General features: G+C 26.4%; 20 protein-coding genes and 1 tRNA gene. 19 read left to right on the forward strand and 2 right to left on the reverse strand.

Going from position 1 to position 18,168, the window contains the following annotated elements; translation table 11 throughout:
* The first annotated feature begins 203 nt into the window (after positions 1-203).
* The 10 genes from RWJ08_RS07100 (at position 204) to RWJ08_RS07145 (ending at position 8,125) form a co-directional block, all read left to right on the forward strand.
* Entirely contained in the window at positions 204-845 is a 642-nt protein-coding gene (locus RWJ08_RS07100) for an epoxyqueuosine reductase QueH (RefSeq protein ID WP_313961588.1), read from the forward strand.
* A gap of 14 nt (positions 846-859) precedes the next feature.
* Positions 860-934, forward strand: a tRNA-Arg gene (locus RWJ08_RS07105).
* Positions 935-1,047: 113 nt separating this feature from the next.
* Positions 1,048-2,592, forward strand: a complete 1,545-nt coding sequence (gene cls, locus RWJ08_RS07110) for a cardiolipin synthase (protein WP_313961589.1) — start codon at positions 1,048-1,050, stop codon at positions 2,590-2,592.
* Positions 2,593-2,739: 147 nt separating this feature from the next.
* Positions 2,740-3,483, forward strand: a complete 744-nt coding sequence (gene truA, locus RWJ08_RS07115) for a tRNA pseudouridine(38-40) synthase TruA (RefSeq protein WP_313961590.1) — start codon at positions 2,740-2,742, stop codon at positions 3,481-3,483.
* Complete coding sequence (locus RWJ08_RS07120; protein WP_313961591.1) at positions 3,470-3,979, forward strand: nucleoside-triphosphatase; 510 nt, start codon at positions 3,470-3,472, stop codon at positions 3,977-3,979. The genes truA and RWJ08_RS07120 overlap by 14 nt, the downstream gene beginning before the upstream one ends.
* Entirely contained in the window at positions 3,972-4,439 is a 468-nt protein-coding gene (gene tadA, locus RWJ08_RS07125) for a tRNA adenosine(34) deaminase TadA (RefSeq protein ID WP_313961592.1), read from the forward strand. Before RWJ08_RS07120 ends, tadA begins: the two co-directional genes overlap by 8 nt.
* Positions 4,436-4,855, forward strand: a complete 420-nt coding sequence (locus RWJ08_RS07130) for a hypothetical protein (RefSeq protein ID WP_313961593.1) — start codon at positions 4,436-4,438, stop codon at positions 4,853-4,855. Before tadA ends, RWJ08_RS07130 begins: the two co-directional genes overlap by 4 nt.
* Positions 4,848-5,576: a DNA/RNA non-specific endonuclease gene (locus tag RWJ08_RS07135; RefSeq protein WP_313961594.1), complete on the forward strand. Its 729-nt coding sequence runs from the start codon at positions 4,848-4,850 to the stop codon at positions 5,574-5,576. The genes RWJ08_RS07130 and RWJ08_RS07135 overlap by 8 nt, the downstream gene beginning before the upstream one ends.
* Positions 5,577-5,706: 130 nt before the next feature.
* On the forward strand, positions 5,707-6,438 hold the full coding sequence (locus RWJ08_RS07140) for an ABC transporter ATP-binding protein (protein ID WP_313961595.1): 732 nt from the start codon (positions 5,707-5,709) through the stop codon (positions 6,436-6,438).
* Positions 6,425-8,125, forward strand: a complete 1,701-nt coding sequence (locus RWJ08_RS07145; protein ID WP_313961596.1) for a hypothetical protein — start codon at positions 6,425-6,427, stop codon at positions 8,123-8,125. Before RWJ08_RS07140 ends, RWJ08_RS07145 begins: the two co-directional genes overlap by 14 nt.
* Positions 8,126-8,191: 66 nt before the next feature.
* Here RWJ08_RS07145 and RWJ08_RS07150 read toward each other — a convergent pair whose 3' ends face one another.
* Together RWJ08_RS07150 and RWJ08_RS07155 are read right to left on the reverse strand one after the other, a co-directional pair.
* A complete protein-coding gene (locus RWJ08_RS07150) occupies positions 8,192-9,673 on the reverse strand; it encodes a nicotinate phosphoribosyltransferase (RefSeq protein ID WP_313961597.1) in 1,482 nt (493 codons plus the stop codon).
* 19 nt (positions 9,674-9,692) lie between these two features.
* Complete coding sequence (locus RWJ08_RS07155; RefSeq protein WP_313961598.1) at positions 9,693-10,472, reverse strand: hypothetical protein; 780 nt, start codon at positions 10,470-10,472, stop codon at positions 9,693-9,695.
* Between the two features lie 249 nt (positions 10,473-10,721).
* Here RWJ08_RS07155 and RWJ08_RS07160 point away from each other — a divergent pair, with 249 nt between their 5' ends.
* The 9 genes from RWJ08_RS07160 (at position 10,722) to RWJ08_RS07200 (ending at position 18,160) form a co-directional block, all read left to right on the forward strand.
* Positions 10,722-11,834: a metal ABC transporter substrate-binding protein gene (locus RWJ08_RS07160; protein ID WP_313961599.1), complete on the forward strand. Its 1,113-nt coding sequence runs from the start codon at positions 10,722-10,724 to the stop codon at positions 11,832-11,834.
* On the forward strand, positions 11,834-12,505 hold the full coding sequence (locus RWJ08_RS07165) for a metal ABC transporter ATP-binding protein (protein ID WP_293440153.1): 672 nt from the start codon (positions 11,834-11,836) through the stop codon (positions 12,503-12,505). Before RWJ08_RS07160 ends, RWJ08_RS07165 begins: the two co-directional genes overlap by 1 nt.
* Entirely contained in the window at positions 12,498-13,316 is an 819-nt protein-coding gene (locus tag RWJ08_RS07170) for a metal ABC transporter permease (RefSeq protein WP_293440155.1), read from the forward strand. Before RWJ08_RS07165 ends, RWJ08_RS07170 begins: the two co-directional genes overlap by 8 nt.
* A complete protein-coding gene (locus RWJ08_RS07175; RefSeq protein WP_293440157.1) occupies positions 13,309-13,989 on the forward strand; it encodes a DUF1980 domain-containing protein in 681 nt (226 codons plus the stop codon). Before RWJ08_RS07170 ends, RWJ08_RS07175 begins: the two co-directional genes overlap by 8 nt.
* A gap of 180 nt (positions 13,990-14,169) precedes the next feature.
* Positions 14,170-14,670, forward strand: coding sequence for a dihydrofolate reductase (locus tag RWJ08_RS07180; protein WP_293440159.1), 501 nt, complete (start codon positions 14,170-14,172; stop codon positions 14,668-14,670).
* A gap of 3 nt (positions 14,671-14,673) precedes the next feature.
* Positions 14,674-15,450 carry a class B sortase gene (gene srtB / locus RWJ08_RS07185; protein WP_313961600.1) on the forward strand — a complete coding sequence of 259 codons (777 nt, stop codon included), beginning with the start codon at positions 14,674-14,676 and terminating at the stop codon, positions 15,448-15,450.
* Between the two features lie 101 nt (positions 15,451-15,551).
* Positions 15,552-16,529 (forward strand): glycosyltransferase family 2 protein, encoded by a 978-nt coding sequence (locus RWJ08_RS07190; RefSeq protein WP_313961601.1) that lies wholly within the window; start codon positions 15,552-15,554, stop codon positions 16,527-16,529.
* Positions 16,530-16,534: 5 nt separating this feature from the next.
* The gene (locus RWJ08_RS07195; RefSeq protein ID WP_399533644.1) at positions 16,535-17,338 is read left to right on the forward strand and encodes a phosphorylcholine transferase LicD; all 804 of its coding nucleotides are present in this window, start codon (positions 16,535-16,537) and stop codon (positions 17,336-17,338) included.
* Positions 17,339-17,347: 9 nt separating this feature from the next.
* Positions 17,348-18,160 (forward strand): LicD family protein, encoded by an 813-nt coding sequence (locus RWJ08_RS07200; protein ID WP_313961603.1) that lies wholly within the window; start codon positions 17,348-17,350, stop codon positions 18,158-18,160.
* Positions 18,161-18,168 lie beyond the last annotated feature (8 nt).

Below are 18,168 nucleotides of genomic sequence, written 5' to 3' on the forward strand. Positions count from 1 at the left end.
GCTCGTCGGGCTCATAACCCGAAGGTCGTAGGTTCAAATCCTGCTCCCGCAACCATAAGAATAATCGAAAGATTATTCTTTTTTTGTGCAAAAGTTGGCTTAAATTGAATAAAAAATTTATATTATATTATTATATTATATAATTACTCAAGATTTGATTTTAAAGCATATTTGTGTTAAAATTATATGATAAGGAGGCAAATATGAAAGAGAATTATCAATTATTATTAGACAATATAATAAAAGAAAATGAAAAAAATAATATTGTTCCAACTCTTCTACTACATTCATGTTGTGGACCTTGTAGTAGTTATTGTCTTGAATATTTGTCTAATTATTTTAGAATTACAATTTTTTACTATAATCCAAATATTTACCCTAAAGAAGAATATTTTTTTAGAGTTGAAGAGCAAAGAAAATTGATTAAAAAAATTAATGGAAAATATCCTATAAATATGGTTGTTGGTAAGTATGATGTTGATAGATTTTATAAAATTGTAAAGGGAATGGAAAAAATGAAAGAGGGTTCTGTTCGTTGCCATAATTGTTATGAATTACGATTAAGAGAAGCTGCATTATTAGCAAAATCTGAAAATTTTGACTATTTTACAACAACGCTCACAATTAGTCCTCATAAAAATTCACAAATTTTAAATCAGATAGGACAGAAAATTTCTGAAGAAGTTGGAGTAAAGCATCTTCCGTCTGATTTTAAAAAGAGAAATGGATATAAAAGGAGTGTTGAACTTTCTTTGATGTTTGGAATGTATAGGCAAGATTATTGTGGTTGTATCTTTTCTAAGATGGAGAGAGAAGAATTTAAAAAATTAAAAGAAAGCTCATAGCCTTCTTTTCTTATGTTCTTGTAGTTAAACGGATATAACAGTCCCCTCCTAAGGGACCGTTGTGGGTTCGATTCCCGCCAAGAACGCCAAGAAAGTACATTATTAAATGTACTTTTTATTTATAGTGAATAAACAAACACCCATATGACATAAAGAGTTATGTGGAAATAGAAATTTCACTGTTTTTGCATAGGAGAAAATAATGAAAAGTTTTTTTAATTTTATTTTTAGTAGGATTTTTTTCATATTTTGTATGGTTTTAATTCAACTAGCTCTTTTAACATTGTTTATAATCTATTTTAATAGATATTTTATTTACTTGTATGGAACAAATTTGATTTTTGGTATAATTTTCACATTTATTATTATAAATGATAATATTAATCCAGCATTTAAAATAACTTGGATACTAATTGTAGTTGTACTTCCATTTTTAGGCGGATTAATTTATTTAACTTTTGGAGAAAAAAGACTTTTGAAGTCTGTTAAAAAAAGACTTTTTAATTTTTCCATAAAGTTTAAAGATTCAATGGATCTTTCAAAGGATTATGATATTGAAAATTTGAATGCGGCTGATATGAATGTTTATAGACAAGCTAAGTATATAAATAGTGTGACTGGGAGCCCAATTTTTTTTAATACTAAAACAAAGTATTTTTCTTCAGGAGAAGAGAGTTTTGATGAGTATTTAAATGATTTAAAATCAGCAGAAAAGTTTATTTTTATGGAATATTTTATTATTTCAGAAGGTTTTTTCTTGGATTCTGTTTTAAGAATACTAAAACAAAAAGTAAAAAATGGAGTAGAAGTTAAAATTATTGTAGATGATTTAGGTAGCATTTTTACAATTTCAAATAAAAAACTTGCTGATATTAGAAATTCTGGAATAAAAGTTGTAGAATTTAATCAAGTTAAAGGTATTATTTTACCAAAACATAATAATAGGACTCATAGAAAAATGACTATTATTGATGGAAAAATTGCTTATACTGGTGGAATTAATATAGCTGATGAGTATATAAATTTATACGAAAAATATGGTTATTGGAAAGATTCAGTTTTAAAGCTTGAAGGTCATGCTGTAGCCTCTTTCATAAATATGTTTATTTCTCTTTGGGACTATTCAACTGGAGAAAATACTGATATTTTGAGTTTGTATGATAAAAGTGACCTTGAAAAAAAATCCAGTATTAAGGACGATCTTGGCGTAGTAATTCCTTTTTCTGAAACACCAGTTATGGAATCTACAAGTGAAAATATGTATCTTAATATGATTAGACGAGCAAATAGATATATTTATATAACAACACCCTATTTAATAATAACTTGGGAAATGGAAAAAGCTTTAATAAGTGCTGCAAAAACAGGAGTTGATGTTAGAATTATAACACCACATATACCAGATAAAAAATATGTTCACTTACTTACCAGGTCTTTTTATAAAAATCTTGTAGAAAACGGAGTGAAAATATATGAATTTGAAAAGGGATTTATCCATGCGAAGAATTTCCTTTGTGATGATGGATTTGTTGTAATAGGGAGTATTAATTTAGATTACAGGAGTCTTTATCTTCACTTTGAATGTGCAGTTTGGACATTTGGAACTCCTATAGTAAAGGATGTTAAGGAAGATTTCGAAAATACTTTAAAAGAATCTATAGAGATTACTCCAGAGTGGATAAAATCAAGAAAATTAATAGCAAGAATATTGCAATCGCTGTTAAGGCTGTTTGCACCATTAATGTAAGGAGAACTTTTACTCATAGTAAAAGTTCTTTTTTAATAGTATTAATTAGAGCGATTTAATGTTGACAAGATTTACTTTCAAAATTGTACATATTATAAATATTATGATAGAATAATAGTCTAGAATATTATAAAAATGGAGATATTTATGAGAAATATTATGCTCACAATTAGCTACGATGGAAGCTTGTTTTTTGGATTTCAAAAGCAAGAAAATGTTGTAACTGTTCAGGGAGAGATAGAGAATGCCCTAAAGAAAATTACCGGAGAAAATATTAATATTATTTCAGCAGGAAGAACTGATAGAGGTGTCCATTCTTTAAGACATATAATTAATTTTCATACTGAAAGTAATGTAGGAAATTTAAATTTTAAAACCGCTTTAAATCATTTTTTGCCTATTGGAGTTAGAGTTTTAGATTCTAAGGAGGTTTCTGAAAATTTTCATTCAAGATTTGATGCAAAGATGAAAACATATAAATATATTTTAAATTTAGATGAAGTTATGGATCCTATTTACTATAATTATAAGGCAAATTTTCCGTACCCTTTAGATATCGAGAAAATGCAAAGAGCAAAAGAATATTTTATTGGGAAAAAGAGCTTTAAGTCATTTATGGGCCCAAGAACAGGTAATACTAATCCTATTAGGGAGATTAATTCTTTTGAAATATATAAAGAAAATAATGACTTAATTTTTTTGATTAAGGGTCAAAGTTTTATTAGAAATCAAGTTAGAATAATGGTAGGAACTCTGGTAGACATTGGTAGAGGATTAATTGAAGAAGATGAACTTGAAAAAATTTTAGATAGTGAAGATAGAACTAAGGCTGGAGTAACTTTAAGTCCAAATGGTCTTTATTTAATGGAGATTTTATATGACAAATTTTAAAGATTTAGATTTTTTAGTTGAGAGTTTACGAGAAGTTGATAATGGTAGAAATCATATTTTGATAACTGGTAATATTAAAGTTGGGAAAAGTACACTTTTAAATGCTTTTATAGAAAAATATTACAAAAATTCTAAAATTGATGGAATTATGACTGAGCTTGTTATTACTGATAAATTTCGAATTGAACTTTTTAGATATGGAACAGAAGAAAGATTTGTTATTGGAGAAAGAGAAAAAGAAATGAAATTCTTTGACGAGATCTTCTTGAAAAAAAGTTATGAATTTATTGAAAGTTTTAAAGATAATGATATTTTAGTCTTTGATGAGATTGGAAATAAGGAATTACATTTAAAAGAATACTGTAAAAAATTAATTTCTCTTTTTGAAAATAATAGAATTTTTGCAGTACTTAAGAAAGGCGGAAGTCCAGTAATTGAAAATTTGGATAAATTAGAAAATTTTGTAATTTTTGATTTGGATAAGTTTTATGAATAGAGATGAATATTTCATGAGTCTTGCTTTGAAAGAGGCAAAAAAAGCTTATGATAAGGGAGAAGTACCAGTTGGTTGTGTAATTGTTAAAGATGATAAGGTAATAGCTAGAGGACATAATCAAGTTTTGAGTAGAAAAAGTGGAGTTTATCATGCAGAAATTATTGCTATCAATAAAGCGGGACAAAAACTGGGCGATTTTAGACTTGAAGATACTGAACTTTTTGTAACTCTTGAACCTTGTTGCATGTGTGCAGGAGCTATTGTAAATAGTAGGATAAATAGAGTAATTATTGGAGTAATGGATGTGAAAAGGGGTTTTTGTGGTTCAATCGAAAATGTATTAGATAGGCAGGAACTTAATCATAGATCAATTATAAAGCTAGGAGTATTGGAACAAGAATGTTTAGAAATTTTGCAAGATTTTTTTAAAAATTTAAGGAGTGAAAAGAAAAATAAATGAAATTAGTAGTTTGTTTAGATGAAAATAATGGTATTAGGTTTTTTGGTAAAAGACAAAGTCAAGATGAGTTGCAAAGAAAAAATCTCTTTGAATTGATTGGAAATTCAAAAATTTTTTTAACAGGTTATAGCTACGATTTATATAAGGAAATAGAATTTAATTTTGAAATTATTGACGAAGATACAGATATTCTTGAAGACTCAGTATTTTTATATGAAGGAGAATTTTTAGATAAATTTTTACCTTTTGTTGATGAAATAATAGTCTATTTTTGGAATAGAGATTATCCTTTTGATGAAACATTTGATGAGTTTGAACAAGATTGTTGGAAGGAAAAAGAAGTTTTAGAATTTAAAGGAAAAAGCCATGAAAAAATTACTAGAAAAATATTTGTAAAGGAGAATAAAGATGAATAATAAGATTAGAATTGATAAGAAAAATATTAAGATTTTTGGAACTTTATTACTTATTATTATTGCATTATTTATTGCTTTTTTTACATATAGGTATGTTGAAAATAAAAATACCAGTAATACTAATATCGTTGGACTTGATATAAACAAACTTCCAGAATATAACGGGAAACCTTATGTAGTCATAAATAATAATGAACCAAATTTTGATAAAAGTGAACTAGTTGCTGAATCTTTTGAAAAATATTCAGAACTTGATTCCTTAAAAAGATGTGGAGTTGCTGATTCAATAATTGGTCAAGACTTAATGCCAACTTCAAAAAGAGAGAATATTTCCTCAGTAAAGCCAACAGGATGGAAATCTGTTAAATATAACGGAATAGATGGTGGAAATTTATATAATCGTTGCCATTTGATAGGGTTTCAACTTGCAGGAGAAAATGCAAATAAAAGAAACTTAATAACAGGAACAAGATATTTGAATACAAAAGGAATGTTACCTTTTGAAAATATGATAGCCGATTATGTAAAGGAAACAAATAATCATGTAAGATATAGAGTAACTCCTATTTTTATAGATAAAGAACTTGTAGCAAGAGGTGTCCAGCTAGAGGCCATTTCCATTGAAGATAATGGAAAGGCGATTAAATTTAATGTATATTGTTTTAATGTTCAACCCGATATTGAAATAGATTATAAAACAGGAAATTCTTGGAAAAAATAATTAATAAAAATAAAATAATGTTAAAAGATTAATGTTGATTTTTTATCTAAAAATGTGATAAAATTAGCTGGTAAAAGTTTTTAATCGATACAATTAAAACTTTTTAATATTTGATAAGGAGGTATTATAAATGATTCAGTTCAAAAATGTAACAAAAATTTTTTCTAAAGGAGTTAAAGCTGTTGATAATATCAGTTTTACTATTGATGAGGGAGAAATTTTTGGATTTCTAGGTCCTAATGGAGCGGGAAAGAGTACAAGTCTAAAAATGTTGGTTGGAATTTTAGAACAAACAGAAGGTAAAATTACAGTTAATGGAGTTGATACTCTTGAAAACTCTATAAAGGTAAAAGAAATGATTAGTTATGTTCCTGATAATCCAGATATTTATACAAAAATGACTGGAATAAAGTACTTGAATTTTATCGCTGATATTTATGGTATAGATGAAGAAGTCAGAAAAGAAAAAATTGAAGAGTATAATAAGAAATTAGAGTTAGGAGATGCAATTTACAGTACAATAGATAGTTATTCACATGGTATGCGTCAAAAATTAGTATTGATTGGAGCGTTGATTACTTCTCCTAAGGTTTTAATTCTTGATGAACCAATGGTTGGACTAGATGTTAAAACTTCTTTTAATTTAAAAAATATTTTAAGAGAGTTTGCTGATGCTGGAAATACTGTAATATTTTCAACACATGTTATGGAAGTTGCAGAAAAAATTTGTGATAAATTAGTTATTATTAACAAAGGAAAAATTGCATTTTGTGGAAGTTTATCAGAATTGAAATCTGCAGATCATTCTAATGAAGATTTGGAAAGAATATTCTTGGAGTTGACTGACAATGAAGCAATCTAAATTATGGACTTTAATAAAATATTTTGTTTCAATTGATTTTTTTGCAATTTTATCTATAGGACAAAATTTAAAAACAAAAGGAAAAAGAGCAGCCAGTTTTCAAGGTGCTGCAGGCATAATATTTCTTGCTATAATGTTTATCTGGGGAGCTCCTAAACTTGGGAAATTCTTAGCTAGTAATTTTCAAACAGCAATAGGTAGTGCAAGTATAACTACTTTTTCTGTAGGAATTTTTGTTATAACACTATTCTTATCATTGGCAACAGCTTTTGTATTCATTGAAAAGAATAATGAAACTGAAATATTATTATCTTTGCCAGTATCTGGTAGTGATATATTTTTATCAAGAATTTATTCCTTAGCAATAACATTTTTCATATCATTCTTTTTGATTTTTGTTATAGCATTTGGAGTAACTGGATATACACTTGGAAAAGGAATTGATTTTTACATCTTTACTTTTCTAGGATTGATTTTACTTAATTTAGAGGCAATTTTATTAACTGGGGTTATAATACTTATTTTTGGTAAATTACTTAGAACTAGTAAAATATTCAACAGATTTTTAAAATTGATTTATGGATTATTTACAATTGGATTATTTATTGTATATATGATTTTTACTCAAGCTGCATCAAATCCAGCACTAGGAGTTAATCTTGGAAAAATTCTTGTAGATTTTGATAAAAAACTTTCATCAATATTTTTCTTTGTAGTTTGGATTAAGAAAATAGTTATTTCTAATGATATTATGACTTCTGTTGTAAATTTAGGAATTGGATTAATTATTTGCATAATTCTTTCATTTTTATTAAAATTCTTTGCAGAGAGAAATTATCTTGAAATTTTGAGAAGTGTAAATGTCGTTTCACAAGAAAGCAAAGCAGTTATTGAAAAAAGAAAAAAACAAGGTGTTGCACATGCAAGACAATATAAACTTATTGTATTAATAAAGAAAGAATTTAATCAAATCATAACAACTCCAACATATTTTATGCAAGTAGTTATGATTGATTTAATGGTAGTTATTATGTCTTGTATAGCAGTATATTATGGACTTAAATTTAAATCTCAATTTAAATTTGCTGTAAATTTTGTAGTATCTAACCAACCAATAGGATATTTATTAGCAATAGCATTTGGAATTGGTGCTATTCTAGGACTTTTCTGTGGACTTTCATCACTTACTACAAGTTCTGTATCAAGAGAAGGAAAGGCTTTTTGGGTAATAGCTACTGCTCCAATAGGAATTAATACGCATATAATGTCAAGAATTATTGCTTGTCAAGTATTGCACTTTATTTCTGCAATAATAGTAATATTATTATCAATGATTTTATATATCTTTAATCCTATTTTATATCTTGCAGTTATCCTTGGAATGTCATTAACTTTATTTACAAGTGGAAGTTTAAATATGATTTTGGGATTAATTAATCCATATTTTGATTGGAAAACACCAAAAGAAGCTATGAATGGCGGTTCTGGTGGAATAAGTGTATTTGTTTCAATTTTGATTAATTATGGATTATATGCATTACTTATATTTGTAACTGTAAAGATGATTAAATGGGATTATAAAGTACCTGCAGTTATTTTAGCTAATATATGCATTATTTTATTAACTGCAATAATATCATATTTAATAGACAGAAAACTATTTAAGAGATTATTAAGAAGATTATAATTTCAATGATGTGTTACATCAATTAAGAATTTTAAATTTGTTTTTTACAATGAAAAACAGAGTGATTTATTCACTCTGTTTTTTTGTTTTTTTAGATATTCTTATTGTTTCCTTTAATAGATTATTTTTTAATTCCCATAAGTCTTTTGAAAGATCGACTTTATATATGTGAGGATTATCAAATCTTTTAAACTCATCCCAAAGACTTTCAATTTCACTTGCACAATATTCTCTAATTTCTTTTATATCTGGAAGTTTGTAGATTAACTCTCCATTTTTGAAAATTTGTTTTAGCATTGGTCTTAAGATATAATCTTCATAAGTTGTAGTTTTCCAAGTATAAATTGGATGAAAAATAGAAATTGGTTTACTTTCATCAATTTTTTCATCGAATAGAGTAATTAAATCAGCTTCAGCTTTTTTTGTCTTTTTATCATATATTCTATATAGATTTTTAACCCCTGGTGTTGTTATTTTATCAACATTTTCTGAAACTTTAATCTTTGGAATAATTTTTCCGTTTTCTTCAATGGCAACTAATTTATAAACTCCACCAAAAACCGGATGAGTTTTTGAAGTTATAAGTCTTTCACCAATACCGAATGAATCAATTTGAGCTCCTTGGTGTAATAAATCTCTAATAGTATATTCATCAAGCGAGTTTGAAACTACAATTTGAGCATCTTCATATCCTGCATTATCCAACATTTTTCTTGCTTGTTTAGAAAGATAAGCTAAATCTCCACTATCAAGTCTAATTCCTTTTGGCCTTATTCCCATAGGTTTTAGAATTTCATCAAAAGTCTTTATTGCATTTGGAATACCTGATTGTAAGGTATTGTAAGTGTCAACAAGTAATACACAATTATTTGGAAAAGATTTTGCAAAAGCTTTAAAAGCTTCCAATTCTGTATCAAACATTTGTACCCAAGAGTGAGCCATTGTTCCAAGTACAGGAATATTAAATAATTTTCCGGTCAAGACATTAGAAGTGCCATCTATACCTGCAATATATGAGGCTTTTGCTCCATATACGGATGCGTCAATTCCCTGTGCACGTCTCGCACCAAATTCCATAACTGCTCTACCTTTCGCAGCCCTTTTTATTCTATTTGATTTTGTTGCAATTAAACTTTCGTGATTTATTATTAGTAAAGCTATGGTTTCTATTAACTGCGCTTGAACAGCAGGACCTCTAACGGTCATTATAGGTTCATAAGGAAATATTACACTTCCTTCAGGAACGGACCATATATCACATTCAAATTTAAAATTTTTTAAAAAATTTAAAAATTTATCATCAAAAGTATTTAAAGATTTAAAATATTCTATATCTTCATCATTAAATCTCATTGAATTAAGAATTTGAGTTAAATGTTCCAATCCGGAAAAGATTGCATAACTTGCACCATCCGGATTTTCTCTATAAAAAATATCAAAATAAGTAATTTTGTTATCCAAATTTTCATTAAAATACCCTTGAGCCATAGTGTATTCATAAAAATCTGAAAGAATTGAAATATTGAATTCATTAAAATTTCTGTTCATAAAAAACCTCCATAGAAATCTATTTATTTAATAAATATTCAAGATCATGATCAAATATACGAATTCTATTATATATTTGTTTTTGCCATTCTGTATCAAAAGTACCATCATTATTTATAAAAAAGTTAGAATCCATATATCTCATTATTATATAGTTACTATTTTTTTGATCGAAGCCATTTCCCCAAGAAAAATCAATTCCATTTCCGGTATTTCTTGTAACAATTGCCTCAATTAGAGGTAAAGTAATTTCATTACAAGGAATTCTCATATCAGGAATATTCCAGAATGTTTTTTTCTCCTTTTTGTATATTAAAAGGTTTGAAATTGTACCATTTGATGCACATTGTACTCTACGAATTTCATTAATATTTATGCTATGCTTTGCTCCGGAGATAACACCATTAGAAATATGAATAGCTTTTTCTTTCAAACTACGAGCTAAATCTATATCCAAAGTATCAAGATTATTTGGAAAATCTTTTGTAAGTTTATATGCAGCATGAGCTAGAAGTATAGACTTAGTTTCTAAAATATTATGACAATCATTTATAATTGTAGTGTCAGATATAAAGTCTATTGGTGTTGACTTATCTTTTTTTTCAAATAACAAGTTATAGTTTGAATTAGAATTACAATAGCTAAGAGCTATTATATAAGAAATTTCATCAAATGAGATATCAAAACTTTTCTTTTCTTTCTTTGCATCTTCATAAGATACTCCATCTTTTTTTACTGTTAAAAGACTTCCATCTTTACGAGTAAATTTCAAATGTTGCTTTTCAAATATTGTTTTCATAAATCCCCCTTAAGCTTATTTATTATATCGATTCTTATTATAACACTTTTAGTATTTTTTTTCTATTATGATAAAAACAAATTTACCTTAAACTTAATTTCATTATTAAAAATTTAAATTTTTTCTAAATGTAAATAAAAATTATTCTTATTTATATGGATAATTTTTTATTTTTGTGATACAATATAAAAGAATTAGAATTATGCTTGAAATTTTAATTTTTAAAATTTCTTAAATAGGGGGTACAATATGAAAAATATTTCAAAAAAAGTTTTTGGATTAATATTAGCAGGTGCAGTTTTAATTACAGGTTGTACTGCAAAAACTGAGAAAAAAGAAAAAGAAGAAACAAAAAAACCTAAATTAAAAGTTGTAACTACAATTTTTCCAGAATATGATATGGCAAGAGCCATTGCAAAAGATAAAGTTGATTTAGAATTACTAGTAAAACCAGCGGTAGACGTTCATTCATTTAGTCCTACTCCACAAGATATAAAAACAGTTGAAAATTCAGATGTTTTTATTTATGGTGGAACTGAACATGACAAATGGGTTGATACTTTGACAAAAAGTATAGATATGCAAAATAAAAAAGTAGTAAAATTGGTTGATGGTATTAAACAACTTGAAGAAGAAACAGTTGAAGGAATGAAGCATGAACATGATCACGATCATGACCATGATGATAAAGATGAAGATCATGATGAAAAAGATCATGACCATGACCATGAAAAAGAAGAAAAGCACAATCATAAAAATGAAAAAGAACATAATCATAATGATAAAGACGAAAAAGATGAACATGAAGAACATCATGATCATGATTCAGAAAAAGAAATGGATCCACATTATTGGACTTCACCAAAAAATGCTATTCAAATGGTTAAAACAATAACTGATGCATTGGTTGAAAAAGATCCAGATAATGCAGAATTCTATAAAGAAAATGCTAATAATTACATTAAACAACTTGAAGGCGTAGATAAAGAATTACATGATGTTGTTGATAATGCAAAGATTAAAAAAGTTGTTGTAGCTGATAGATTTCCTTTCAGATATTTATTTTCTGATTTAGGATTAGAATATAGAGCTTTATTCTCAGGTTGTAGTGTAGAATCAACAGCAAGTGCTGGACAAATAAAGAAAATGGTTGATTATGTAAAAGAAAATAAAATCCCAGTAGTTTATCATATTGAAATGGGAAAAGGAGAAATGGCTGAAACTGTAGCAAAAGATTCAGGAGCAAAAGTTAAACTTTTACATTCAATTCATACTGTAACTAAAGAAGAGTTCGATAATGGTATAACTTATATAGATCTTATGAAACAAAATGTGGAGGCATTAAAAGAAGGACTTAATTAATGAAAGAAAAAATGTTAGTTTGTGAAAATTTAAATATTTTTTACAAAAATAATAAAATAATTGAAGATTTAAGTTTTTCCGTTGATGAGGGAGATTTCTTCCTCATCTTAGGAAAAAACGGAGTAGGAAAATCTACATTATTAAAAGGAATTTTAGGTTTAAAAAATATCTCTTCAGGAGAAATAAAGAAAAATTTTAGAATTTGTGGATATATGTCTCAAGAAGTTTTATTAAAAAAAGAATTCCCATCAACAATATGGGAATTTGTTTTATCTTCAAGAGCTGTTTATTCTAAGTTTTTCTATAATTCAAAAGATACTGAAGTTGTTAAAGAAAATTTAAAAAAATTAAATCTTTGGGATATTAAAGATAAGAGCATAAGTTCACTTTCAATAGGGCAAAGACAAAGAGTGTTGCTTTGTAGATGTCTTTGTGTATCTGAAAAGATAATATTTTTAGATGAACCTACAAATTCTTTAGATATTAATGTTAGAAAAATGTTGTATGATATTTTAGAAAAACTAAATAGAGAAGGACTTACTATTGTTATGATAAGTCATGATGAGGAAGCTTTTAAATATTCTAATAGAGCTTTAATTTTAGGAAAAGAAAATAAAGTCATAGAAAATGTTTGGGAAAAATATGAAAAGGGGGAAATAAATTTTGATTAGTTTAATTTCAGAAATGCTAAGTTATCCCTTTATGGTTAAAGCAATATTCGTTGGACTTTTGATTTCTATAAGCTCTGCATTACTTGGAATAACTCTAGTCTTGAAAAGATATGCAATGATAGGTGTTGGACTTTCTAATGTTTCATTTGCAGCACTTTCAATTGCTCTTTCTTTTGACATTTCTCCAATAGAATTTTCAATGCCTATAGTAATTATAGCGGGAATTATTCTTTTAAAGTATGGAGAAAAATATAATATTAGTAGTGATACAGCAATTGCTCTATTGAGTTGTGTATCAGTTTCTATAGGTGTAACATTTACTGCTGTAACTAAGGGATTAAATGTGGATGTCTGTAACTACTTATTTGGAAGTATATTAATTATGAAAAGAAGTGATATGTATATCAGCTTTGTTTTAGGGATAATAGTTTTAATTTCATATATTTTGTTGTATAATAAAATATATACTATAACTATTGATGAAGATTTTGCAAAGGCAAGCGGAGTAAATGTAAGTTTATATAATACTTTAGTTACAATTTTAATATCAGTAACTATAGTTATTGGTATGAAATTTATGGGAAGTATGCTTATTTCGTGCTTAATTATATTCCCTGCAATGACTTCTATGCGAATTTTTAAAAGCTATAAAGTAGTTGTAATCTCATCAGTTATAATTTCCGTAATAGCATTGTTTATTGGAATAACTTTATCATATATCTACTCAACTCCAACAGGAGCTAGTGTAGTTTTAGTCAATTTAGTTTTATTTATTTTATCTTGTATAGTAAGGAGGTTTATCAGTGAATAAAAAAGTATTAAGTTTAATATTATCTTGTCTTTTATTTTGTTCTTGTTCAAAGGCTGATGGTAATAGTAATTTTATAAAAAATAAAGAGAATAAAAATGATTTAAAAAGTGCTTTAAAAGATGATCCTGAAAATGCAGGAACAGATAAAGATAAAAAATCTACTGAAACTGATAAAAATCAAAATCCTGACGATTATAAAATTGATAGATATCAAAATCAAGATAATTCAAAAGATGAATACAAACAACCGGAGAAAAAGGATGAACTTACTAAAGAACAATTAAATGAAAAAAGAGATGCTGATTCAAAAGATGGAATAATAAATATTTCTGACGGAATTTTTTTAGCTCTTGTAAATGATATTTATGTAAATAAAGATGAATATGTTGGCAAGAAAGTTAGAATTTCTGGGCAAAATGTTAGATTTGAAGACAAAGATACTGGAGAAGTCATTTATGCAATTTTACGAGAAGGTCCAGGTTGTTGTTATAATGATAGCGTAATTGGATTTGAATATATTACTGATGGAAAATATCCTGAAAAGGATAAATGGTATGAAATGATTGGTGAAGTAATAATCGATAAATATAAAACTGGAAAAGTTGTAAAACTTAAACTTATTGAGATAAAAGAAATAGAACCAAAAGGAAAATTAATTCATTTTCAAAACTAATTGGAGATAATATCTCCAATTTTTTTGTAAAATAATTTATTTTTAAGGGTATAAATATCACATCTTAATAACAAAAATTAGATTAAAATATAGAATTGTGGTATAATAATTTCATCGCAACAACGGAAAATAGTTATTAAAAGGAGTTGTGATTTAATAAAAAATAAAAAGGATAAAAATATGGTATTAGATAATTTATATTTAATAGTTGCAATTACTGAAAAAACTAATGCAATAGGCAAGGATAATAATTTATTGTATTTTCTAAAAGAAGATATGAATTTTTTTAAAGAAAAAACTTGTGGCAATTCAATAATTTGTGGGAGAAAAACCTTTGAAGGTTTTAAAATTAAACCGCTTCCAAAAAGAAAAAATATTGTTTTGACAAATAGTAATTTTTCTTTTGAAGGAGTAAATACTTTTAAAAATATAAAAGATTTGATTGAATTTGTAAAAGAAAATCCAAAAGAAAAATTTTTTGTTTGTGGGGGAATGAGTATTTATAAACAATTAATTGATTTTTGTTCAAGAATGTATATTACAAAATATGAAGAAAAAGAAATAATAGAAGCGGATAGTCATTTTCCTAAAATTGACGAAACTATTTGGAAAGTTACTGAAAAAATTAAAGGAGAAAGTCAAAATCCAACATTAACTTTTTACACTTATGAAAGGATTTAATATATGAAAAAAGAAGATATAGATGTAAAAAAAGTAAAGAAAAAACAGAGCAAAGCTAAAAAATGGTTTTGGAATATACTTTTTGTAATATGTTTAGGTGTTTTTATATATTCTGCTGGAAATATAATCAAAGATTATTATGGTTCATATAAAGCTGGGAAAGATTTAAGAGATTTAAAAGAGTCTGTTTTTAACAGTGAAGAAAAAGAGACTAAAAAAGAGGTAAACTTAGAAGAATTAAAAAAACTAAATTCTGATTCAATAGGTTGGCTAGAAGTTCCTGATACTAATATAGATGAGCCAGTTGTTCAGGGAAAAGACAATGATTACTATCTATGGAGAGATTTTAATAAAAAAACTTATCCCGTTACTGGAACATTATTTTTAGATGTATATAATAAGCCTGATTTTTCAGATAGAATTAGTTATATATTTGGACATAATATTTGGGATAAGACAAAATTTTATGAGTTGAGAAAATTTGAAGATAAATCATTTTTAGAAAATCATAAGACATTTTATCTTTATACAGAAAAAGGAAAACTAGAATATGAGGTACTTGGAATTGATCTTGTAGATCCTGATACTTCACTGTATGAACAAAGTTCTGAGAGAAATGAAGATGTAGAAGCAATGAAAAAAGAATTGTCTAAACATATTCCAAAGTCAGAGGTTGATAAAATTGATGAAAACACAAAAATTCTAATGCTTGTAACTTGTAAGACACCCGATGACAATACAGCAAGAAGAATTTTGTTTGCAAAATTAAAAGATAAGTAAAATCATAAGGGGATTTATATCTCCTTTGTTTTTTGTGAAAAATTGTAAATTTTAAGGATTTATAGTATACTATTTGTATTATTATAATATAAGGGAGAATTATGGACAAGATAAGTATTATTGTACCTGTATATAATGTAGAAAAATATGTAAAAAAATGTTTGGAGTCAATTGCTAATCAAACATATAAAAATATAGAGATTATAATAGTAAATGATGGAGCAACTGATAATAGCGAAAAAATTTGTAAAGAATTTGTTGAAAATGAAAATAGAGCAAAACTCTATACAAAAGAAAATGGTGGTTTGTCAAGCGCTAGAAATCATGGAATGAAATTTGCGACAGGTAAATATGTATTATTTATAGATTCTGATGATTATATTTCAGAAAATATGGTTGAAGAGCTTTATAAAAATATAAAATCCGAAAATGCAGATGTATCTATTTGTGGAGTATATAATGTTTATTCTGATAATCAATCACCACAATGTAAGGAAGATTTGTATTTTAGTTGTGAAAAAGATAGATTTTTAAAAGAGTATTTCATTGGAGAAAAAATTCCAGGAACTATTTGTAATAAACTTATCTCTTATGAAATTGCTAGTAAAATCTCTTTTCCTGTTGGAAAAATTTATGAGGATGCTTTTTATCAGTTTGAGCTTGTAAAATATGCAAAGAAATATGTTGTAACTACAAAGGCATATTATTATTATTTTCATAGAGAAAATAGTATTACAACAAAACCATATACTGTAAAAAATATGAATTGTATAGAAATTTATTCCAATTTTTATGACTATATAAATAAGGAAGTTCCTTCTCTTTCTGAATTTGCTTTTTTCAGGCTTTCATATGCTCATTTTATGGTTTTTGATAAAATGTTATTGAGTGATAATTACAAAAGTATTAAAGAATATAGAGAAGTTTTAGGATTTTTAAAGAAGAATTTTTGGAAGATTTTTAAAAATAAGAATTTTAGAAAAGGTAGAAGAATTGCAGTAATAATGTTAAAATTAAATGTTAAATTATATAGATTTTTACTTTTAAAAGACTTGAAGAAAAAAGGAGTAAATGCTTAATGGAAATCAAATATCTTTCTATGGATGAAATAAAATCAATAGAACTTGAAATTTTACAATATATTCACGATTTTTGTGTTAAAAATGATATAAAATATTTTATAAATTATGGAACGTTGATTGGGGCAGTAAGACATAAGGGATTTATTCCTTGGGATGACGATATAGATATTTGTATGTTTAGAAAAGACTATGAAAAGTTTATAGATTTATTTTCAAAAGATGATGGAATTTATAAAATTTTATCTTTGGAACTAAATGACAAATATTATAATAACTTTATTAAAGTTGTAAATTCAAAGACTAAAATTGAAGATGAAAGAAATTATAAGACTTATGATTCAGGAATTTTTATTGATATTTTCCCTATGGATTTCTTCGATGATTTAAGCATAGTTGAAAAGACATATAAGTTAGAAAGTTTTAAGCTTCTATCTTTTTCGAAAAAAGAAAATATTCAATATGGTGATAGTAAATTAAAGGATTTTATTAGGAGATTTTTCTGGACAGTTTTAAAACCAGTTTCACCTAGATATTTTGCTAAGAAAATCAAGAAAATTGTTGAAGCGAATGTTAAAGATAACGGAAAATATTTAGGGCTTATAGGTTGCTCAAAATGGAAGTATGATGATGTTTTCGACTATAACCCTTTTGATGAATTAATCGAGTTAGAGTTTGAAAATAGTAGATTTTTTGCTCCAAAAAAATATGATGAAATTTTAAAAAAATACTATGGAGAATATATGGAATTTCCACCTGTTGAAAAGAGAGTATATCCTCATGAAATTAAGGCTTATTATATAGATTAGGAGATTAAGATGAAAGAGAGACTTACAGTTGATGAACTAAAAAAATATGAATTGGATATTTTAAAGTTCATTGACTATATTTGTAAAAAATATAATATAAAATATTTTGTAAACTATGGAACATTACTTGGAGCAGTTAGACATAAAGGATTTATTCCTTGGGATGACGATATTGATATATCTTTATATAGAAAAGACTATGAGCGATTACAAAAAGCTATTCTTGAAGAAAATAATGAAAGATATACAATTTTATCCAAGGACAACAGTGATTGGTATTTCCAAAATTTTCTTGTAGTTATAGATAAGCACACTCTGTTGGAAGATAGTGTAAAGAGAAATAGAAAAGACAGCAATGTTTTTGTTGATGTATTTCCGATTGATAGATTTAATGACTTAAATTTTGTGAAAAAAGCTCATTTGATGGTAACTTTGAAACATATTTGTTTCATAAAGAAAAAATATATAATTCATAAAGATAGTAAAATAAAAGATTTTTGTAGAGTTGTCTTTTGGCATTTGTTGGCATTTGTAAATCCGAGATTTTTTACAAAGAAAATTCAAAAACTTGTAGAAAGATATTCTGATGAAAATGGGATTTATGAAGCAGCGGTAGGAGTCGATAAAACAGGAATGAAAGAAGTTTTTGAAACGGGAACTTATGAGGAGTTGATAGAATTACCTTTTGAAGATATGATGGTACCAGCTCCTAAGAATTATGATAAGATTTTAACTCAATTTTATGGAGATTATATGCAAAAACCTTCTGATGCAGAAATTGAATATAAATCACATCTATTAGATGCTTATAGAATAAAATAGGGAGAATA

Origin of the sequence: uncultured Parvimonas sp. (assembly GCF_963524015.1) — a bacterium.
Taxonomy (GTDB): domain Bacteria; phylum Bacillota; class Clostridia; order Tissierellales; family Peptoniphilaceae; genus Parvimonas.